The 20,637-nt window shown below is 63.4% G+C and carries 19 protein-coding genes and 1 tRNA gene; 11 read left to right on the top strand and 9 right to left on the bottom strand.

Annotated features, from left to right (window positions below):
• Nucleotide 1: 1 nt before the first annotated feature.
• Entirely contained in the window at nucleotides 2–1,138 is a 1,137-nt protein-coding gene (locus NMG46_RS19975; protein WP_254819311.1) for an alpha-hydroxy acid oxidase, read from the top strand.
• Nucleotides 1,139–1,176: 38 nt separating this feature from the next.
• Nucleotides 1,177–1,947, top strand: coding sequence for a metallophosphoesterase (locus NMG46_RS19970; RefSeq protein ID WP_254819394.1), 771 nt, complete (start codon nucleotides 1,177–1,179; stop codon nucleotides 1,945–1,947).
• A gap of 28 nt (nucleotides 1,948–1,975) precedes the next feature.
• Here the strand turns inward: NMG46_RS19970 and NMG46_RS29720 are convergent, their stop codons facing one another.
• Together NMG46_RS29720 and NMG46_RS19965 are read right to left on the bottom strand one after the other, a co-directional pair.
• Complete coding sequence (locus NMG46_RS29720; protein WP_280952144.1) at nucleotides 1,976–2,107, bottom strand: hypothetical protein; 132 nt, start codon at nucleotides 2,105–2,107, stop codon at nucleotides 1,976–1,978.
• Nucleotides 2,108–2,403: 296 nt separating this feature from the next.
• Complete coding sequence (locus NMG46_RS19965; RefSeq protein ID WP_254819310.1) at nucleotides 2,404–3,102, bottom strand: type 1 glutamine amidotransferase; 699 nt, start codon at nucleotides 3,100–3,102, stop codon at nucleotides 2,404–2,406.
• A gap of 74 nt (nucleotides 3,103–3,176) precedes the next feature.
• Between NMG46_RS19965 and NMG46_RS19960 the strand changes: the two genes are divergently transcribed.
• The 4 genes from NMG46_RS19960 to NMG46_RS19945 all read left to right on the top strand — a co-directional run bounded on the left by NMG46_RS19960 (nucleotide 3,177) and on the right by NMG46_RS19945 (nucleotide 7,223).
• Nucleotides 3,177–3,839, top strand: coding sequence for a hypothetical protein (locus NMG46_RS19960; protein WP_254819309.1), 663 nt, complete (start codon nucleotides 3,177–3,179; stop codon nucleotides 3,837–3,839).
• Between the two features lie 31 nt (nucleotides 3,840–3,870).
• Complete coding sequence (locus NMG46_RS19955) at nucleotides 3,871–4,605, top strand: 16S rRNA (uracil(1498)-N(3))-methyltransferase (protein WP_254819393.1); 735 nt, start codon at nucleotides 3,871–3,873, stop codon at nucleotides 4,603–4,605.
• 185 nt (nucleotides 4,606–4,790) lie between these two features.
• Complete coding sequence (locus NMG46_RS19950) at nucleotides 4,791–6,164, top strand: glutamate--cysteine ligase (RefSeq protein ID WP_254819308.1); 1,374 nt, start codon at nucleotides 4,791–4,793, stop codon at nucleotides 6,162–6,164.
• A 102-nt stretch (nucleotides 6,165–6,266) separates the two neighbouring features.
• Nucleotides 6,267–7,223: a DUF937 domain-containing protein gene (locus tag NMG46_RS19945; protein ID WP_254819307.1), complete on the top strand. Its 957-nt coding sequence runs from the start codon at nucleotides 6,267–6,269 to the stop codon at nucleotides 7,221–7,223.
• A gap of 175 nt (nucleotides 7,224–7,398) precedes the next feature.
• Here the strand turns inward: NMG46_RS19945 and NMG46_RS19940 are convergent, their stop codons facing one another.
• Nucleotides 7,399–7,689: a DUF1127 domain-containing protein gene (locus NMG46_RS19940; protein WP_254819306.1), complete on the bottom strand. Its 291-nt coding sequence runs from the start codon at nucleotides 7,687–7,689 to the stop codon at nucleotides 7,399–7,401.
• A gap of 234 nt (nucleotides 7,690–7,923) precedes the next feature.
• Here NMG46_RS19940 and NMG46_RS19935 point away from each other — a divergent pair, with 234 nt between their 5' ends.
• The 3 genes from NMG46_RS19935 (at nucleotide 7,924) to NMG46_RS19925 (ending at nucleotide 11,674) form a co-directional block, all read left to right on the top strand.
• Complete coding sequence (locus NMG46_RS19935) at nucleotides 7,924–8,880, top strand: LysR substrate-binding domain-containing protein (RefSeq protein ID WP_254819305.1); 957 nt, start codon at nucleotides 7,924–7,926, stop codon at nucleotides 8,878–8,880.
• Between the two features lie 70 nt (nucleotides 8,881–8,950).
• Entirely contained in the window at nucleotides 8,951–10,516 is a 1,566-nt protein-coding gene (gene xseA, locus NMG46_RS19930) for an exodeoxyribonuclease VII large subunit (RefSeq protein ID WP_254819304.1), read from the top strand.
• Between the two features lie 30 nt (nucleotides 10,517–10,546).
• Nucleotides 10,547–11,674: a P1 family peptidase gene (locus NMG46_RS19925; RefSeq protein ID WP_254819303.1), complete on the top strand. Its 1,128-nt coding sequence runs from the start codon at nucleotides 10,547–10,549 to the stop codon at nucleotides 11,672–11,674.
• A gap of 61 nt (nucleotides 11,675–11,735) precedes the next feature.
• Here the strand turns inward: NMG46_RS19925 and NMG46_RS19920 are convergent, their stop codons facing one another.
• The 4 genes from NMG46_RS19920 to NMG46_RS19905 all read right to left on the bottom strand — a co-directional run bounded on the left by NMG46_RS19920 (nucleotide 11,736) and on the right by NMG46_RS19905 (nucleotide 14,417).
• Nucleotides 11,736–11,990, bottom strand: coding sequence for a DUF768 domain-containing protein (locus NMG46_RS19920; protein ID WP_023677464.1), 255 nt, complete (start codon nucleotides 11,988–11,990; stop codon nucleotides 11,736–11,738).
• Between the two features lie 510 nt (nucleotides 11,991–12,500).
• Nucleotides 12,501–12,845 (bottom strand): Atu4866 domain-containing protein, encoded by a 345-nt coding sequence (locus NMG46_RS19915; RefSeq protein ID WP_254819302.1) that lies wholly within the window; start codon nucleotides 12,843–12,845, stop codon nucleotides 12,501–12,503.
• Entirely contained in the window at nucleotides 12,845–13,573 is a 729-nt protein-coding gene (locus NMG46_RS19910) for an SDR family oxidoreductase (protein WP_254819301.1), read from the bottom strand. Before NMG46_RS19910 ends, NMG46_RS19915 begins: the two co-directional genes overlap by 1 nt.
• 94 nt (nucleotides 13,574–13,667) lie before the next feature.
• Nucleotides 13,668–14,417, bottom strand: a complete 750-nt coding sequence (locus NMG46_RS19905) for an SDR family NAD(P)-dependent oxidoreductase (protein ID WP_302896781.1) — start codon at nucleotides 14,415–14,417, stop codon at nucleotides 13,668–13,670.
• A gap of 136 nt (nucleotides 14,418–14,553) precedes the next feature.
• On the opposite strand from NMG46_RS19905, the gene NMG46_RS19900 reads away from it, so the two are divergent.
• A complete protein-coding gene (locus NMG46_RS19900; protein ID WP_254819299.1) occupies nucleotides 14,554–15,462 on the top strand; it encodes a LysR family transcriptional regulator in 909 nt (302 codons plus the stop codon).
• A 62-nt stretch (nucleotides 15,463–15,524) separates the two neighbouring features.
• Here NMG46_RS19900 and NMG46_RS19895 read toward each other — a convergent pair.
• Together NMG46_RS19895 and NMG46_RS19890 are read right to left on the bottom strand one after the other, a co-directional pair.
• Nucleotides 15,525–15,601 (bottom strand) — tRNA-His (locus NMG46_RS19895).
• A gap of 338 nt (nucleotides 15,602–15,939) precedes the next feature.
• Nucleotides 15,940–16,398 carry a phasin gene (locus tag NMG46_RS19890; protein ID WP_254819298.1) on the bottom strand — a complete coding sequence of 153 codons (459 nt, stop codon included), beginning with the start codon at nucleotides 16,396–16,398 and terminating at the stop codon, nucleotides 15,940–15,942.
• Nucleotides 16,399–16,650: 252 nt separating this feature from the next.
• Here NMG46_RS19890 and NMG46_RS19885 point away from each other — a divergent pair, with 252 nt between their 5' ends.
• On the top strand, nucleotides 16,651–20,397 hold the full coding sequence (locus tag NMG46_RS19885; protein WP_254819297.1) for a PAS domain S-box protein: 3,747 nt from the start codon (nucleotides 16,651–16,653) through the stop codon (nucleotides 20,395–20,397).
• Nucleotides 20,398–20,637 lie beyond the last annotated feature (240 nt).

Here is a 20,637-nt window from a genome sequence, read left to right as displayed (position 1 = left end):
CATGAGCAGCATTCTCACCATCGCCGACCTCAAGGACCTGGCGCGCCGCCGCGTGCCGAAGATGTTCTTCGACTACGCCGATTCCGGCGCCTGGACCGAAAGCACCTACCGCGCCAACGAAGAGGATTTCCAGAAGATCAAGTTCCGCCAGCGCGTGCTTGTCGACATGGACAACCGCTCGCTGGAATCGACCATGATCGGCGAGAAAGTGACGATGCCGGTGGCGCTGGCGCCGACCGGCATGACCGGCATGCAGCACCCGGACGGCGAGATGCTGGCGGCGCAGGCGGCGGAGGAGTTCGGCGTGCCGTTCACGCTGTCGACAATGAGCATCTGCTCGATCGAGGATGTCGCGTCGGTGACCAGGAAGCCGTTCTGGTTCCAGCTCTATGTGCTGCGCGACAAGGACTTCGTCTTCGATTTGATCGACCGCGCAAAAGCGGCGAAATGTTCGGCACTGGTGCTGACGCTCGACCTGCAGATCCTTGGTCAGCGCCACAAGGATATCCGCAACGGGCTTTCGGCGCCGCCGCGAATGACGCCGAAGCACATCTGGCAGATGGCGACAAGGCCGCGCTGGTGCGTCGGCATGGCCGGCACCAAGCGCCGGAGCTTCCGCAACATCGTCGGCCACGCCAAGGGCGTCGGCGACCTCGCCTCGCTGTCGTCCTGGACGAAGGAGCAGTTCGATCCGCATCTGTCGTGGAAGGACGTCGCCTGGATCAAGGAGCGCTGGGGCGGCAAGCTGATCCTGAAAGGCATACTCGACAAGGAAGATGCGCTGATGGCCGCCAGAACGGGCGCCGACGCGATCATCGTATCCAACCATGGCGGCCGCCAGTTGGACGGCGCCTCGTCATCGATCATGGCGCTGGAAGAGATCGCCGACGCCGTCGGCGACACGATCGAGGTGCATATGGACGGCGGCATCCGTTCCGGCCAGGACGTGCTCAAAGCACTGTGCCTCGGCGCCAAGGGCACCTATATCGGACGGCCTTTCCTGTACGGCCTCGGCGCACTCGGCAAGGAAGGGGTTACCAAGGCGCTGGAAATCATCCGCAAGGAGATGGACATAACGCTGGCACTGTGTGGAAAGCGTCTGGTCACCGACATGGGCAAGGATCAGCTCCGGCGCTAAAGTCCCGTGACGGCATGACCACGGAGGCGACGCAGGCATTGACGGAGCCCGGCATCAATTTTTTCGAAGCGCGCGGACCGGAAGGTATGCGCCTCTATGCGATCGGCGATGTGCACGGTCGGCTTGACCTGCTGAACGCCATGCACCGCCGGATCGAGAGCGAGTTGGAGAGGAAGCCCATTGCCGATTGGCGCGTGATCCATCTCGGCGACTATGTCGACCGGGGTCCGGACTCCAAAGGCGTCATCGATTTCCTGATCGACGCGCAAAAACGCGATCCACGTCACCTGATGCTGGCCGGAAATCATGATCTCGGCTTCCTCGATTTTCTCGATGTTCCCGACCCGGACGGCCTGTTCATGCGCTATGGCGGCATCCAGACGGCGCTATCCTATGGAGTGTCGCTCGGTGGCAGCAGCGCCTGGTTTGGCCGCGCCGATGCGGCATTGCGGCAAGGGCACGCCGCGCTGGTCGAGGCGGTGCCGCAGAACCATGTCGAGTTCCTGCGCTCTCTGGCCTTTTCAGTGACATTCGGCGACTTCTTCTTCTGTCATGCCGGCATCCGGCCCGGCATTGCGCTGGAAAGCCAGAGCCCGCAGGACCTGATCTGGATCCGCGAGGTCTTCCACGACCACACCGGCCTTCATCCCAAGATTGTGGTGCACGGCCATACGCCGGTGGCCAAACCCGAGATCACCGGCAACCGCGTCAATGTCGACACCCTCGCCTGGCACTCAGGAAACCTCACCGCGCTCGCCGTGGACGGCGCGGAGAAACGGATCCTGACGGTGACGGGTGAGCGGGCGTAGGTAAGGCGTGAGGTTATGTGCAGAGGGTCTAGCGAAGCGCGGCGGTGACGCCGTAGCCGTCGACGGCATTGTGGTTGTTGGCCGCGTCGGCGGAATAAATGCCGAGGCCGCACAAGACGATGGCCGACAACATGGCAAAGGACAAAAAGGCTGCTTTCACGGACGTCATCTCTTGTTGAGCTTTCTGCATCTATGCACGAGCGGGTTACCAATGCGTTGAAACGCGAAATACGTCGCAAATGTCTGACGGTTTCGCGCTTCTAGGCATGTTCTGTATCGGCGGTGTGTCGCGCGGGTCACAGGAAAGGTTCATCGCGGTTGCACGCAAGATGCAGAGCGGGCGCCTTTTAGGCTGGCGGACTGACACAGGCCAAGGATGAAACGCGTTATCCCCGGCGGATTTGCCGCCGCGTGCCAAATATGCAACGTCGCCAAATACGTTGGCTGTATGAGCCGTCAGATCGTCGCCACCCAGGCGCGGGCGATGGCCAGGCCGGCGGCATCGGCTTGCGGTCCGTTGCGGGCCATTTCATCGTCGAGCCGTCCCGCCCATTCAGGATGCCGCTCGGCGATCAGCGGTGCGAAGGAGGTGCTCCAGTCGCGCACCATCGGACTGTCGGCCTCGAAATGGAACTGGAAGCCGTAGATGGCGCGGCCGATGCGGAACGCCTGGTTCTCGGCGACGGCATTGCCGGCCAACCGCACGGCAGTCTCGGGCAAGGCAAAGGTGTCGTCGTGCCATTGGAAGATCGGAAATTTTTCGGGCAAGGCGGCGAGCACCGGATCGGCCTGCGCCGCCGCGGTGAGCGCGATCTCGTGCCAGCCGAACTCCGAGGCGCCGCCTATCTGGTTCTCGCCGCCAAGGGCGCGCGCAACCAATTGGCTGCCGAGGCAGATGCCGAGCACCGCGCGGTCCCTGTCGGCACAGTCGCGTGTCAGATCGAGCAGACCCGGGAAATAAGGGCAGAGCTCGTCGTCGAGCGCATTCTGGGCGCCGCCGAGCACCACCATGGCGTCATGCCCGCCGCTATCTTGCGGCAGCGCGTCGCCGCGATACGGCCGGCGCAGGTCGATATCGGCGCCCGCCTCGACAAGCGCCGCGCCGATCTGGCCAAGGCCCTCATTGTCGAAGTTCTGGACGACCAAGACCCGCATCGAAACCTGCTGACATGAAATTGATGCAGCGAGCGATATCATGGCGTCAGCATTGCAGCCAACAGGGAACGCCTATGCCACTGCAAAACCGGGTCGACCCGTTCGGCGCCATCCATGCCGTGCCGGAGCGCGGCCTGTTCATGGGCAATCGCGGCATCATTCACGACCCCGAGACGAGAACGCTGTTGAAGAAGCGCTGGGCGCTGCAAGCCTGGATCATCTGTGTCTGCGAATACGGCGACGTGCGGCGCGAGCCGATGGGGCGCAACCGGCAAAGCGACGACCAATTGGGCGGCAAGGCCGGCTGGACCGAGCTGTTTTTCCTCGACGAGGTGACGGCACTTGCCGCCGGGCACCGGCCCTGCTTCTTCTGCCGGCGCGAGCGGGCCAGGGATTTTGTCCAGCGCTTCGGCGACGCCTTCGGCCTTGCCGAGCCACGCGCGCCGCAGCTCGACAAGCGCCTGCACAAGGAGCGCCTGGCATCGGGCGGGCGGGCGCCGCGACTGAAACCGGAGGCGCTTGCGGACTTGCCGGACGGCTCGATGATCTCGTCAGGAAACAGGGCATACGCCCTGTTTGACGGCGCCGCGCTGCCCTGGAGTTTCGGCGGCTATGGCGATCCGGTGGGATTCGGCGATTTTACCCACGGTCCAATCGGCATGCTCACGCCGGCGACAACTGTTTCCGTGCTGAAGCGTGGCTACAGACCTGTCTGGCACGCCAGCGCGGAGGCTTGACGCCGGCGACGGCCTCGCCCATTCCTCGGCGATGCGCGCCAATTACAAGATGCAGCGGCTATTCGTGCCGGACGAACTTGGACCGGATATCGAATTCGACGTCGGCCAGCAGCAGAGCCATTATCTCTCGCATGTGCTGCGGCTCGGCGAAGGCGCCGAGGTTCTGGTCTTCAACGGGCGCGACGGCGAATGGTCGGCGGCAATCGCCGCGAAATCGAAGAAGGCGTTGCGCCTGAAGGCGATGGAGTTGCAGCGGCCGCAGCCGCCGCTGCCCGATCTCGTCTATTGCTTCGCGCCGCTGAAGCAAGGGCGGCTCGACTACCTCGTGCAAAAGGCGGTGGAGATGGGCGCCGGCATCCTGCAGCCGGTCATCACCCAGCACACGCAAGTGGCAAAACCCGGCATCGAGCGCCTGCGCGCCAATGTCGTCGAGGCGGCCGAGCAATGCGGCATATTGGCGGTGCCGGAGCTGCGCGAGGCGGAAAAATTCGAGCGCCTGCTGGCGGGCTGGGACCGCGAGCGGCGGCTGATCTTCTGCGACGAGGATGCATCGACCAACAATCCCCTGCCGGCATTGCAGGCGGTGCGGGAGAGAAAGCTCGGTCTGCTGGTCGGGCCTGAGGGGGGCTTTTCCGACGAGGAGCGCAGGATGCTGAGAGCGCTGCCCTTCGTTACCGCCATTCCGCTCGGGCCGCGCATCCTGCGGGCGGATACGGCGGCGGTGGCGGCACTGGCGCTGATCCAGGCGACAATCGGCGATTGGTGATCAATTCCCGTTACCCTCTGGCTCAGGATTTTTCGCTTGATCGGCTACTGACATTTCGTCCATCTAGCGCCGGCAGTGGCCGCGTGTCCTTTCGGACGCGCAAAGGACGCTGTAGCATTTGATTGGGCACCTGATCCCCTCAGAAAATCGAAGCCGGTTTTCGGGGTCATGTGCGGAGGGCTATTATGGCGCGCGATACCACCGATTTCCGGCCGATCGAAGGCGTCGACGAACTCGTCGAGCACCTGGCCGAAGGCAACAAGCCGCGCGACAAATGGCGCATCGGCACCGAGCACGAGAAATTCCCGTTCTATGTCGACGGCAATGCCCCGGTGCCCTATGGCGGCGAGCGCGGCATCCGCGCAATCCTCGAAGGCATGCAGGACAAACTCGGCTGGGACCCGATCATGGATGCCGGCCGCATCATCGGACTGGTCGAGCCGACCGGTCAGGGCGCTATCTCGCTGGAGCCAGGCGGCCAGTTCGAGCTGTCCGGCGCGCCGCTGGAGACGATCCACCAGACCTGCCGCGAAGGCAATGCGCATCTGGCGCAGGTGCGCGAGATCGCCGAACCGATGGGCATTCGTTTTCTCGGCCTTGGCGGCAGCCCGAAATGGTCGCTGGCCGAGACGCCGAAAATGCCGAAATCTCGCTACGAGATCATGACCCGCTACATGCCCAAGGTCGGCACCAAGGGCCTCGACATGATGTACCGGACCTGCACGATCCAAGTGAACCTCGACTTCGAAAGCGAAGCCGACATGCGCCGCAAGATGCAGGTGTCGCTGAAATTGCAGCCACTGTCGACGGCGCTGTTTGCCAACTCGCCCTTCACCGAAAGCCGGCCGAACGGCTTGCAGAGCTGGCGCGGCGAGATCTGGCGCGACACCGACAATCAGCGCTCCGGCCTGCTCGAATTCTGCTTCTCGCCCGATTTCGGCTTTGCCGATTATGTCGAATGGGCGCTCGACGTGCCGATGTATTTCGTCATCCGCGACGGCCAGTACCATGACATGACGCACATCACCTTCCGCCAGTTCATGGCGGGGGCTGCCCGTGACGAACTGCCGGAGGGGCTGCCGACGATGGGCGACTGGGCGAACCATCTGTCGACGCTGTTCCCGGACGTGCGGCTGAAGCGCTTTCTCGAAATGCGCGGCGCCGATGGCGGGCCGTGGCGGCGCATCTGCGCGCTGCCGGCCTTCTGGGTCGGGTTGCTCTACGACGCGGCAGCGCTCGACGCGGCCGAGGCGCTGACCTCGAGCTGGAGCTATGACGAAGTGCTGGCGATGCGCAACGCGGTGCCGCAACAAGGCATTTCGGCGCCCTTCCGCAACACGACGTTGCGCGAGATCGCCCGCGACGTGCTCGTCATCTCGCGCATGGGACTGAAGAACCGTGGCCGCAAGAACCGCGACGGCTACGACGAGACCTCGTTCCTCAACACGCTGGACGAGGTCGTCGCGCGCGGGACGACCAGCGCCGAGGAGATGCTCTCCGCCTACCACACACGCTGGGGCGGCTCGATCGAGCCGGTATTCATGGAATACGCGTATTAACGCTTCGCAATCCGCATGAGCCACGGTCCGGCAAATTCGCTTCAATCAGTGATGGAAACGAACTAGGCTTCTCCAACGAGGATTTTCCCGGAGGAGAAAACAATGCCTTCCTTGTTCGATATTCTGGCACAGGCCCAGAACGGCAACGGCATGCAGGCGCTGGCCCAGCAGTTCGGGCTGTCGCAGCAGCAGACGCAGGCGGCGGTCGCGGCGCTGCTGCCGGCCTTTTCGCAGGGGCTGAAGCGCAACACGGCGGACCCTTATGGGCTCGGCTCCTTCATGACGGCGATGGCCAGCGGCCAGCACGCTAAATATTTCGAGGATGCAAGCCGGGCCTTCTCGCCGCAGGGCCTCGATGAAGGCAACGGCATTCTCGGTCATTTGTTCGGTTCGAAGGACCTGTCGCGCGCAGTCGCCAGCCAGGCGGCGCAGGCAAGCGGGGTCAGCCAGCAGGTGTTGCAGCAGATGCTGCCGGCAATTGCCTCGATGATGATGGGCGGGCTGTTCAAGCAGACCACCAACCAGCTAGGCGGACAGATGCATGCGGCAGGCAGTGGCGGCAATCCGCTCGGCGAGCTCATCGAGCAGATGATGCGGCAGGCCGGCGGCGGCAGCCAGGCACCGGCCCCTCAGCCTGCGGCCCCCACGGATAACCCGCTCGGCAAGGTGCTGCAGGATATGTTCGGCGGCCAACAGCCGCAACAGACGCAGAGCCCTTACGGCGACAACCCGCTGGGCAAGGTGTTGCAGGACATGTTCGGCGGCGGGCAGCAGCCGCAAAGCCAGCCGCAGCAGACACAGAACCCTTATGGTGACAATCCGCTCGGCAAAGTACTGCAGGACATGTTCGGCGGTGGCGCACAACAGTCTCAGACGCGTCAGGCGCCCCAGCAGCCTCAGGCGCCGCAGCCGCAGGCCAATCCGAGCGGCAGGCCGAGAAATCCGTTCGACGACCTGTTCGGCAAAATGTTCGAGACAGGCGCCCAGCAGCGCGACGACTACCAGAAAGGCATGGAGTCGATCTTCGACCAGTTCAAGCAGGGCATGGGCCGGCGCTAGACCAGACACCGGCAACCAATCATCAGTGCCGCCCAAAAAAGAAAGCCCGGTCCTGGGAGGACCGGGCAGCGCGCAGGCTGGCCGGGGGGATCCGGCAGGGAGTGGGGAGCCTGCGTAACTTGGTGGCGTCGTGCCTCAAAAGGTTCAATGCGACCAAAATCGCAAATTTGTGCGATCACACCACCTTGCGGGCAAGATCCTCGATCGTTTCGGCGCGCTCGACCGCGATGACGCGAAGCCTTTCTGTCGGATCGCGGCCAAAGGGTACACCGACAGCGACGTGCAGGTCGGCGCGGGTCAGGCCGATGTCGGCGAGCTCGGCATCCGACATCTCGCCGAGGCGATAAAAGGCGCGGCGGTTTTTCCAGGCGCGGTAAACATTGGCAGCGGCATTGGCCACGCGCGTCGCAACGGCCGGACGCGAGGTGATGCGCGAGGTCTCGGTAGCGAAATCAAACGTAGCCATGTCGGTCTCCTTCACATTCGAACGGGCGAAACCGATCGATCGGGCGCTGGCAACAGCGGCCGTTCCGGCTTCGATTCATCTAAGATGATGCATGTCGTTGCCCCAAAACCGGTGACCACTTTTGGGCGACATGCATTAGCTTCATGTGGACAATGCGAATTTGCCATGGCGCGATTGATTAATCCAACGAATGTTTCTAATCTTTAGCATCAGCATCAATGATGGATTAGGCCAATGAAAGCGCCGCTCGATCTCGATCAGTTGCAGACCTTCATCTCGATTGTCGACACCGGCAGCTTTACCCGCGCGGCGGAAGCGGTGCATCGGACCCAGTCTGCGGTGTCGATGCAGATGCGGCGGTTGGAGGAACGGATCGGCAAGCCGCTGTTCGAAAAAGACGGCCGCACCAACAGGCTGACCGAGGAAGGCGATAGACTGCTCTCCTACGCAAGGCGGCTGCTCTATCTCAACAAGGAAACACTGGCCGCCTTCGACGACCGCCGGCTCGAAGGCACCATCCGCATCGGCACGCCGGATGACTATGCCGATCGCTTCCTGCCAGAGATCATGGCGCGGTTTGGCCGCTCCAACCCGCATGTCGAACTGACCGTTATCTGCGAACCGACGCCGGGACTGGTCGAACACATCAAGCGCGGCAATCTCGACCTGGCGCTGGTGACGCACAACGACGCGCGCGGCCAGTCGGAAGTGGTGCGGCGCGAACCGCTGCTGTGGGTTACCTCCGCCAACCATGCGACGCATGAGCAGCCGATTCTGCCGATGGCCTTCGGCCGGCCGAACTGCATCTGGCGGCGGGCCGCCGCCGACGTGCTCGATCAGCAGAACCGCGACTACCGCATCCTGTTCACCAGCTTCTCGGCCACCGTCATCGCAGCGGCGGTGCTCTCCGGCCTGGCGATCTCGGTGCTGCCGGAATGCGCGCTGCGGCCCGGCATGCGGGTGCTGGGCGAGGCCGACGGTTTCGGCGCCCTGCCCGATTGCCGCATCGGCATTATGCGCGGCCAGACCTCGCGGCCGGAGATCGTCGATGCGCTTGCGCGCCACATTTCGGAGAGCCTCGACAATATTTCCGTGCCGCTCGGCGAGGAGACCGGCACGTTCGATTTCGCCGCCCTCGCCTTCGCCAAGATGAAACGGACGAAGCCGAACCAGATCCTGCCGGGCTGGTGATCGCGCGATTGGGGCCGACATCGAACACGGCCGCCTTGACGGCGGCCAACAACCGTTCCCCAATCGGCCGATGAGCGACGCAGCACCCGAATCACGCACCAACGCCACCGAGTATACGGTGAGCGAGATTTCCGGCGCGCTGAAGCGCACGGTCGAGGACGTCTTCGGCAATGTACGAGTGCGCGGCGAGATTTCCGGCTATCGCGGACCGCATTCCTCCGGCCATGCCTATTTCTGCCTGAAGGACGATCGCGCGCGGCTCGATGCCGTGGTGTGGAAGACCACGATGAGCCGGCTGAAATTCCGTCCGGAGGAAGGCATGGAGGTGATCGCCACCGGCAGGCTCACCACCTATCCCGGAAAATCCAACTACCAGATCGTCATCGACAATCTCGAGCCGGCCGGTGCCGGTGCGCTGATGGCGCTGCTGGACGAGCGCAAGCGCCGGCTGCAGGCCGAAGGGCTGTTCGACGCGGCCCGCAAGCGGCGTCTGCCGTTCATGCCGCGCGTCATAGGCGTCGTCACCTCGCCAACAGGTTCGGTGATCCGCGATATTATCCACCGCATCAAGGACCGGTTCCCGCTGCACGTGCTCGTCTGGCCGGTGCGGGTGCAGGGCGAGACGGCGGGCGCGGAAGTGACCGCTGCCGTCAACGGCTTCAATGCACTGCCTTGGGACGGCGCCATCGCGCGGCCCGATCTGTTGATCGTGGCGCGCGGCGGCGGCAGCCTGGAGGATCTGTGGGGCTTCAACGACGAAGCGCTCGCCCGCGCCGTCGCCGCTTCGGGCATTCCCGTGATTTCCGCAGTCGGCCACGAGACCGACTGGACGCTGATCGATCTGGCAGCGGATGTACGGGCGCCGACGCCGACAGGAGCCGCCGAGATCGCCGTACCGGTCAAAGTCGATCTCGAAGCGACGCTTGCCGGCCTTGGCGCGCGGTTGAAGACCGCACTGTCGCGCAATTTCGAACGCAAGCGGCAGGCGGCGCGCGCAGCCGCCCGGGCGCTGCCCTCGCCCGACCAGTTGCTGGCGCTGCCGCGGCGGCGCTTCGACGAGGCGACGAGCCGGCTCGGCCGGGCGCTGTCGGTCAGCGTCGAGCGCAAGCGGGCCAGGCTTCTGGGCCAGCGTCTGACACCGGCGACCTTGTCGCGGCGCATGAACGAAGCCCGCACACTGACCCGCCGCGACCTCGCCCGAGCGCAAGCGGCGTTCTTCGCCATCGTGCGCGAGCGTCGGGCACGGTTTTCGCGCACGGCCGCCAGACTGTCACCGGCGCCGATCGCCAGACGGCAGAAACTGCAAGGCGATGCCCTGCTGGCACTGACACGGCGGCAGGACCAGGCGATTTCGCGGCGGCTGGACCGTCTGCGTGGAAAACTGACGCAGGCCGATCGATTGCTGGCGACGCTGTCGCACAAGGCCGTGCTGGCGCGAGGCTTCGCACTGGTCAAGGATGCGGACGGCGCGGTGGTCAAGCGTTCGGCGGAGGTCGTGTCGGGAATGGCGCTTTCGCTGGAGTTCGCCGACGGCACCGCCGATGCAGTCGCCATCAGTGGCACGGCGCGGCCGAAGGCGATTGCCAAGTCGGCAGCCAAGCTCAAGGCGCCGGGCGGCCAAGGCTCGCTTTTCTGAGGAAGACCAAGGCGCTTTTCTGAGGAAGAAATGACCGATCCGCATCTTACGACGCCCTCGGGCAAACTGCGTGCACGCGCCCTCGATATCCCATTCGAAGGCACCCCAGGCCGCTTCAATGCGATCACCGATGTGCCCGGCGTGACGGTCGGCTATACGACGCTGATCTCAGGGGACGGGCCGCTCGTTGTCGGCAAGGGTCCGGTACGCACCGGCGTGACCGCGATCCTGCCAAGGCCCAGAGACGAGTTGGCCGTCCCGGCGTTCGCCGGCGTGTTCAGCGCCAATGGCAATGGCGAACTGACCGGCTCGCATCTGATAGAGGAGCTCGGAGCGTTCAATCTTCCCATCACCATCACCAACACGCATTCCTGCGGCGTCAGCCGCGACGCAACGTTGCGCTGGATGCAGACGGCGCTGCCGCACGCGCTCGACAGCGCCTGGGCGCTGCCGGTGGCGGGCGAGACTTATGACGGCTTTCTCAACGACATCAACGGCCATCATTTGAGCTTCGAGCATGTGTTTTCCGCGCTCGATACGGCTGAAAGCGGGCCGATCGAAGAGGGCAGCGTCGGCGGCGGCACAGGCATGATCACCTTCGGCTTCAAGGCAGGGTCCGGCACATCCTCGCGCAGCGTCGACTGGAACGGAGAGCGTTTCACGATCGGCTGCTTCGTCCAGTCGAATTTCGGTGCAAGGCGAAACCTCGTCATCGGTGGCATCAGGGCCGGAGCGGAACTCGCCGAACCGGCGATCCGGGACAACACGCCGCGAGCGGAAAAGAGCTCGATCATCGCGATCGTCGCCACCGATGCGCCATTCATGCCGCACCAGTTGAAACGGCTGGCGAAACGCGTGCCCCTCGGGATCGCGCTGACCGGCGGCTATGGATACAATTCGTCCGGCGATATTTTTCTTGCGTTCAGCACGGCCAATGCCGATGCGGCGCGCGGCGCGGCCGGCAAATTGGCCAGCGCCGGTTACATACCGGATGCCGACATCAACCCGTTCTTCGACGCCGTCATTCAGAGCGTGGAGGAAGCAATCCTCAATGCTTTGGTCGCCAACGAAGACATGAGCGGGCGCGACGGCAATTTCGTGCCCGCATTGCCGAAAGGGTGGCTTACGGAGAGATTTGGCAAAGCTGCGCGGCGATGAGACCGCGCAACTGCATCAGACAGGCAATGTTCGCCCGGCAGGTTTTGCCGGAGGCGGTCCGTCAGCCGGCAGGCTTGTTGGAATTCCGCTCGTCCTGATCGGCCTCGGCGGCCTCCTCGAGCCTTGAAGCAATGAGCTCCTGAATGTCGCCGACCTCTTCCTGAATGTCCTCCAGGGGTATGCCGGCTTCGGCAGCCTTGGCCGCGCATTCCCTGGCGAGGGTCTCGGCCTGCTTCTCGATTCTGGCTGGCGAGGGCTGGCAGTGGACTTTTTCGCCAATCCACCCGCGCAAGAACTCGATCGCGTGTTCACTCATACTGCTGTTTCCCTAGCGGCTATGCCGATTGGTAATCATAAACGTCGGCATCTTCGAAAAGATGCGTGCTGCCATTCGAGCCGAGTCGGCTTCGCCCGGCAAGCCGAACTTGTCCGAGGTCCACAGAGCTGAAGGGAATGGAGGGTTCAAGGAGCACGTTCTAGTTCTTGAGGACTGATTCTCTCGAGGAAACTCGTTCGACCCGCGCTATTGATTCTATTTGCTTTTTTTCGGTTTTCAAGCCGTTTTAGATCACAATAGATGTCACAATAGCTAGCACATTTACCGCGCTCTCGCTGGCACGACGTAAAAAGCGAGCCGTCAAAGCCGCCGCTATATAGTGACAACCATTTGCAATGTCGACTCCGCTCCCGGTCCTGCTTCTTTCCGCCGCGCTTGCTGGGAGAGATGTGGTGTGACCGGCCTTGCAGTGCAAGCTGCCGAGCGCCTCATGCAAGGCATGCAATAGCGTCTTGTGGAACCCTGAAGTGCTTGTCTCAGGGTGGCTCTCTATCGCTGGCGGTAAAGGATCATGCCGGCATGATGGAGGACGCCTTCGACGAACTCACCATCCGCGGTGAAGCCCGTATCGTCCCAGTATTCTATGTGGTTGCCCCGCACTTCGTAGCGTCCCCGGTAGGCGCTCTCGCGGTCACCGCGCGCTTCGTCATAACGGCCGTTCGGCAGGAGTTCGTGCCTGATATGGCGATCCCCGGTGACCCAAAGTCCGACGTAAGGATGATCTTGCTGCGTCATTGGTTCCTCTGCAAGGATTGGAGTTGAAGGAAGGGTCAGGCCGGCTGGAGTTACAGCAAGGGCAATACCCGTAAGCACTGCGGTCAAAGTGGATGGCATCAATGCGCCGCCTTCGTCGGACGCACGACAATCTCGTTGACGTCGACATCGTCGGGCTGTTCGAGTGCGTAGCGCACTGCCCTGGCGATGGCATCGGGTTGCAGGGCAATAGCACGCCAGGTTTTCATGGCGGCGGCAGCGGCTTCGTCGGAGATCGTGTTCGCCAGCTCGCTTTCCACCACGCCGGGATGAATGCAGGTTACCCGGATATCGTCACTCTCCTGGCGGAGCCCATCGGAAATCGCGCGGACAGCGTATTTCGTTGCGCAATAGACGGCAGCCATGGGCGAGACGGCCAGTGCGCCAATGGAACCGATATTGATGATATGCCCGGAGCCACGTGCCGTCATCTCAGGGAGCACCGCCGCGATGCCGTACAGAACACCCTTGACGTTGACGTCCACCATCAGCTCCCACTCGTCGACCTTCATGGCTGCCATGGCCGACAGCGGCATGACGCCCGCATTGTTGACGATGACATCGACCTGGCCCCATTCGGCCCGCGCGGCATCGGCGAATGCCGCGACGTCGGCCCTCGTGGTGACGTCGAGCGCTCGCACGCGAACCGTCCCACCAGCCGCCTCGATTTCTGCCGCAAGCGCTTCAAGGCGGTCGGTGCGCCGCGCGCCGAGCATCAGCTTTGCACCTGCCGCGCCAAGTTCGCGGGCGATGCCAGCACCGATGCCGCTGGAGGCACCGGTGATCAGAACAACTTTGTTCATGGTCACGGAAATGATCCTTTCAGAATTCCTGTAAGTATTTTCACGATGTGAAGGATCGGCGTGCGGGCGAGTTCGCCCAGTGCGCCGGCCCTATTGGGGCTCACTGGGCGGTGTAGCCGCCATCGACCAGAAGCAACCCCCCGGTGATGAAGCTGGATGCCGGCGAGGCAAGAAAGGCGATGGCCTCGGCAACTTCTTGCGGCTGGCCGATCCGGCCGATTGGATGCGCGTTGCCGAAGCTGCGCAGCATCTCCCGGCCATTCTCCACCACACCTTCCATGATGTCGGTTTCGATCACGCCAGGGGCAACGGCGTTACAGCGAATGCCCATACGCCCATATTCGATCGCGATTACCTTGGTCAGCTGTGCGACAGCCGCCTTGGAGGAGGCATAGGCCGCCTGCGTCTCGAAGGCCGCGACGGCCGAGATCGATGAGACATTGACGATCGCGCCGCCACCACCGGCCATCAGTTCCACAGCGGCACGGGCGGTGACGAAGCTGCCGCGCGCGTTGATCTGCAGAATGCGGTCGTAGTCGTCGACCGAGGTCTCCGTCAGACGTTTGTTGAGCGTGCGACCGGCATTGTTCACGACGATGTCAAGACGTCCGAAGTGCTTCGCCGCGAGCTCGACCGAGCGTCTGGCCAGATCCTCGTCGGCGACGTCGCCGACCAGGGTTGCCACGTCCTCGGCTTCCAATTCGCGTACGGTGTCGCTGAGATCGCTTGCCACGATCCGGGCACCGCGCGCACGCAGCAGCTCCGCCGTGCAGCGACCGATGCCGCGTGCCGCGCCGGTCACGAGGGCGACTTTTCCGTCCAGGTCCCAGGAGGAAGGGAGTGATGTCATGGGATATCTCCTTGTCGGTCGGCTTCGGCTTTGATCGGGAGGATCAAGCCTTCTTGCCGTTGCGACAGAGATAGAGCCATGGCATTGTCGCGATAACCCGCCCGCCGTTAACCTCGATGGTAAGTTTTGCTAACCAATGGACATCGATCTCAATGCAATTGCCGTCTTCGTCACGGTGGCCGAGGAACGCAATTTTCGCGCTGCGGCGGACCGATTGGGCGTGACGCGCTCGGCGGTCAGCCAGAGCATCCTCAGGCTTGAACAGCGCCTTGGCATCGCATTGCTGCAGCGCACGACACGCAGCGTCAACCTGACCGAAGCGGGCGAGCGCCTGCTGGCGAGCGTCGCACCGGCGATCGCCGACTTGAACGCGGCAGTCGAAGCCACTACGGAGTTTCTGGACCGCCCGCGCGGCCTGCTGCGGATCGCGGTTTCGTCTATCGCAGAGGCCTTTCTGTCAGGACCGTTGCTGGCGTCCTTTGCAGAAAGGTTTCCCGAGGTGCATCTGGATATTGTGGTCACCGACGAGGAATTCGACATCGTTGCCGAAGGCTATGATGCCGGAGTCAGGCTCGGCGAAGTGATTGAGCAGGACATGATTGCCGTGCCGGTATCGGGCGATCAGCGGCAGATGGCCGTCTGCGCCCCGCGCTATCTCGAAAAGTTCGGAGCACCCGCCCATCCGCGCGAGCTTGTGGCTCATCGCTGTATCGGCTGGCGGCCGGCGCCGGGAGTTTCGCCCTATCGGTGGGAGTTTGGCGAGGACGGGCGCGAATTCGACGTGGCGGTTGCGCCCGAGATCACGACCAACGACATGTGGCTGATGATCCGGCTGGCCGTTGCAGGCGCCGGGATCACGTTCGGCATGGCGGATACATTCCGCCCCTGGATCGACCGCGGCGAGCTTGTGCCAATCCTCGACGGCTATTTCCCGCCGTTTGCGGGTTTCTATCTCTATTTCCCCAGCCGACGGAATGTCGCGCCGAAGCTGAGAGCCCTCGTGGACCACCTGCGCGGCACGCGTCAGGCGCGGGACCGTGGGTGAGGCAACCAGTCATAAGACCGCTTTAGCAGTATTTTGCCGGTCAGAAGTGTGGCTGAAGGTGATGGTACCGTTGGCTGGGATCGAACCAGCGACCTCCGGATCCACAATCCGGCGCTCTAACCATCTGAGCTACAACGGCACGTTTGCCAGAGCGGGATCGAGATGAAACGTTCGGGACCCGCTCTGTCGTTCGGCGATGCGTCCATACGGGCTATCGGAGTTTAATTCAAGGCTTTTGGCAAGGCAAAAGCTCGCTCCGGCATCGCGTCATTTTCCGCCGGACAAAGAAAAGGCCGGCGGGAGGAGGTGCCGGCCTTTTCCTGTTACGAGCCAGCGGGAGGAGGTGCTGGCTGGTTACCCCGGTGAGCAGAGGGAGGAGGTTCCACCCGCCGGGTATTCGTTTGAACGACTATATCGCACATCTATTTGTCTGACGAAATGCGACCTTTTGATGCATCGTCAAACTGTGTGCAAATATTAGGCGATCTTGATTTCTTTCACGGCCTTCTCGAAGGCGGTCTTGATCGGCTTGGATACGTCCTCGGCCGCCTTGGCAGCAACCGCTTGAAAGTCCTTGGCCTGCTCGACGGTCATTTCGACGCGCTTGCGCAGGAAAGCGGTCTGCAACTCGACGACTTCCGACAGCGACTTGGCGCCGATCAGCGCTTCGAAATGCGAGAAGCCGGCTTCGGCATTGGCGCGCAGGGCGGCGATGGTCTTGAGCGACAGGTCGCTGGAAACGGACTTGGCGGTCTCGTAGGTCGACTCCAGAGCCTTCTGGGTCTCCTCGGCGCCGGTCTTCAGCTTGGCATAGGCCTCTTTCGACTGCTCGACGCCCTTTTCGGCGAAGGCGCGGATCTGGTCGGTGGCCTTGGAAGCGTCGAAGCTCGGGAATTCAACGTTTTCGATCGTTTCAGCGGTCTTGGTCCTGGACATTTTCCATCCTTTTCAGCGGCAGCGGCTTTGACGAAAAGCCGTCTCGTTCATGTATCATGGCAATATAAAGGCAATTTTTGTGCATTGCAACATGTTTGTTGCATCGCACCATATATTATTTGTTCGTGGCGTTAACCACGCGCCTAGAGATTCCATTGGTTGCACGCTATGACTTGTGGACCTTCGCGCCGTCGGCTTTTATTAACAAAGCGTTAACCGCAAATTGCCCGCTCTGTGAGGGTCGCCAAACGCATGCCGGCTGAAAACTACTCCTTCCTCGATGTCGCCGTGCTCGACCCGGTCCGCCTGCGCTTCGCCGCAGGCGACGCGATCGCTATTCTGTCGGCCGATCTCGAGCAGGTGATCTGGGCCAACGGCCCCGGCGCAGCGGTATTCGGCTATCCCGACATCGGCGCGATCATCGGCGCCTCGGCAGGTTTGCCGCTGATCGCCAGGCGCCAGATCATGGCAACCAGCGGTTTTCCGCAGATCGGCCGCGACCGTGCCATCACGGTCCGGCTGGCGACCGGCCTGACCAGCCGCGCGGTCGGCTTCCTGGCCAGCGCAGTGACCATGCCCGATGGCGAGGAAGCAATCATGCTGGCGGTGCCGGCGGCGCAGACCGGCTCGCGCAGCGCGGCCGAGATCGCCGATCGCGCCATCGGTGGTTTTACGGATGACGGCCACTACATCGCCTTTGTCGACGCCAAGGGCAATATCGACGCCGCATCGGACGGCTTTTCGGCACTCGGCATCCGGCCTGAGACGCTGGCCGCGCTTGTCGCCGACGTGGCGAACGAGAGCGACCGCATCGTCAAGCGCCTGGTCCCGGGCGGATCCAGCTCCTATCCGGCGGGCCTTGCCCGGCTGACGGACGAGCGGCACCTGCTGGTGGTGATCGACGAGGACCGGCTCGACGGCGAGGCCCCTGATGGCGAGCGTGCCGGGGGGGAAACCGGCAGCGAAGCAGCAACGGCACCGAGCGGTGGCGATCTTCCCCAGCCGACGGGCCAAGACAACGAGCCGCCAATCGCCAGGATGGGCGCGGCGGAGATCGACCTTGCAGCGATGGAAGGCACCTCAGCATCGGCGGAGCACGAAGCTGTCGACGCGGCTGACAATCAACACACGGTTGGCGAAACGCCGACGCAGCATGACCATTGGTACTTCAATGCCGGCGACGACGCGCAGGTCACGCCCGGGGCGGCTGCGTCCGGTAAAGCCGAGACCAGCCCGGACGCTTCGCAGGCCGGCGCGGATACTTCGCCGGAAAGCGCCGCAAAAGCCACCAAAGCCGCCTCCCCGGCCGCACGCCGCGCTTCGGCGATCGATCGCGCCGCCCCACCCATGCGTTTCGTCTGGCGTACCGACGCGGAGGGCCGGTTCAGCGCCCTGTCGCCGGAATTTGCCGAGCTCGTCGGCAAGCCTGCCGCCGACGTGATCGGGCGCCGCTTCGAGGATGTTTCGGCCGCCTATGGCCTCGATGCCTCTGGCGAGATTGCCGGCCTGCTCGAACGGCGCGACACCTGGTCCGGCCGCTCCGTGCTGTGGCCGGTCGCCGGCACCGATCTGAAGATACCAGTCGATCTGGCGGCGCTCCCGGTTTACAGCCGCAGCCGGGTTTTCGAAGGTTTTCGCGGTTTCGGCGTCGCCAGGAGCGGCGATGCGGTGGTCGATCCGGATGCCGTCGGCATGGCCCTTGTCGCCGAGGAAAAGCCCGCCGCGAGCGTCGGGCCGGAAGCCGTCGAACCTGCCCCGGCGACACCGAAACCCGCCGATCCGTTCAGGGGCGAAGTGCCGGCGTTGACCATCGTGCCAAAGCCGGAGCGGCGCTTTGCCGACAAGGTGATCCGGCTGGCCGAGCACCGGCAGCCGGCCAACGACAAGGGCCTGTCGACGCTGGAACGCAGCGCGTTTCGCGAGATTGGCGAGCGTCTCAAGAAGGACAGCACCCCGGCCGAAGAACAGCCCAGCGCCGGAAAGCAGAAGCCGGTTGAGAAAGTCGAGGCAGCCGGCAATGCCGACGAGCCAAAGCTGAAAGGAGCCGGCCCGACGGACAAGGGTGAGATGCCGGAACCAGGTCCGGAAAGCGAGGCGGCTGCCGCCGAACCACCCGAGGCCGATGCCGAGGACCAGAAGGACCTCGCCCGGCTCGACAGCGAGCAGCCGGATGAGGCGGTAGCAGAGGCGCAAGCCGGCGAACCCGTCACTCGCCCTGTTTCCGGATCGCTGCTCGACTATGCCAACCGCGAACCCGGCGATGAAGCGCAGGAAGGCGACGAGCCCAGCACCGACCGTCGAACGATCGTCGCCGAAGCGCCGCGGGATGGCGACGACGATAGCATGACGGCCGAAGATTTTCATGACGCCGAGGACAGCGAGGATTGGTCCGAGGACAGCGCAGCCGACGCTGCCGGCCAGGTGCCGCCCGTCGAGCGGCCGCAGGCACCACCGCTCAAACTCGGCGGCTTCGTGCCGTCGGCGTTTGCCGGAGCGGGCAACAAGGGGCCGGATACCTCGATCCTCGGCAAGCTACCGGTGCCGGTGCTTATCCATTCCGGCGATCAACTGTACTACGCGAACGACGAATTCCTCGGCTTGACCGGCTATGCGACGCTCAACGCCCTGGACGAGGCGGGCGGGCTCGGCGCGCTGTTTGCCGACCCTTATGCCGACGACGGCAGTTCGGAGGGCGGCGACCGCGCATTGCGGCTGAGGACGCGCGACGGTCAGGAGTTTCCGATCGACGCGATTTTGCGCTCCGTCCCGTGGGGGAACGGCAAGGCACTGATGCTGGTCGTACGCCGTTCCGGCGACGACGAAGCATCAGCCATTCCGCATGGCGCTGCCGACGACCAAACGCAGCCGGATGTTTCCGAGCTCAAGGCGCGCATTGCCGAAATGCGCACCATCATCGACACCGCCACCGATGGCGTCGTGCTGATCGGCCGTAACGGAACGATCCGTTCAATTAGCCGTCCGGCGGAAGCGCTGTTCGGCTTCGACAGCGACGAGGTGACCGGTAAGCCGTTCGTCTCGCTGTTTGCGATCGAAAGCCAGCGCGCGGCGCGTGACTATCTCGAGGGGTTGTCGGAGCCCGGCGTTGCAAGCGTGATGAACGATGGCCGCGAGGTGATCGGGCGCGAGGCGCAGGGGCGTTTCATTCCGCTGTTCATGACCATCGGCAGGCTGCCCAACGACAGCGGCTTCTGTGCAGTGGTGCGCGATATCACCCAGTGGAAGCGGGCCGAAGAGGACTTGACCCAGGCGCGCGCGGTCGCCGAACGCGCCTCGTCGCAGAAGACCGATTTTCTGGCCCGCATCAGCCACGAGATCCGCACGCCGCTCAACGCCATCATCGGCTTTTCCGAGCTGATGGTGGACGAAAAATTCGGGCCGGTGGCCAATGACCGCTATCGCGACTATCTGCGCGACATCAACCGTTCGGGCAACCACGTGCTCGATCTGGTCAACGACCTGCTCGACATTTCGAAAATCGAGGCCGGCCAGCAGGAGATGGCCTATGAGGCGGTGTCGCTTAACGACACGCTGGCCGAAACCGTGGCGATGATGCAGCCGCAAGCCAACCGGGAACGCGTCATCATCCGCTCCAGCTTCGCCTCACGGCTGCCGGAAGTGGTGGCCGATCTGCGCAGCGTGCGGCAGATCGCGCTCAACATCCTGTCGAACGCCGTCCGCTACACGCAGGCCGGCGGCCAGGTGATCGTGTCGACGGCCTACGAGCTCTCCGGCGATGTCGTCATGCGCGTGCGCGATACCGGCATCGGCATGAGCCCGTCCGAGATCGAGCAGGCGCTGAAGCCGTTCAAGCAGATCAATGCGCTGAAGCGCGGCCGCGGCGACGGCACCGGTCTTGGGCTGCCGCTGACCAAGGCGATGGTCGAAGCGAACCGGGCCCGGTTCACCATCAACTCGACGCCCGGCGAGGGAACCCTGGTCGAAGTCGCCTTTCCCTCGACCCGTGTGCTCGCCGGTTAGCTATGGTTGCGCAAAGAAAAAGGCGTCCAACAGGACGCCTTGAGAAATTGGAATTGCTGTCACAACGGGGCTTGAGCGAATCAGATCCTCTCGGGGCTAAGAGGAACGGGATTTCTCCCTCAAGTTACGCACGACTATCGATGCCGGGCCTTAACAAATCCTTACCGGCACGCCGGAAAATTTACCAATGTGTACCACTCATGAAATCTAGGTAAATTCCGAAGAGATAATTTGTTAACG

The sequence above is a fragment of the Mesorhizobium sp. LMG 17147 genome, from assembly GCF_024297145.1.
Taxonomy (GTDB): domain Bacteria; phylum Pseudomonadota; class Alphaproteobacteria; order Rhizobiales; family Rhizobiaceae; genus Mesorhizobium.
This window is presented reverse-complemented; position numbering and strand designations above follow the sequence as displayed.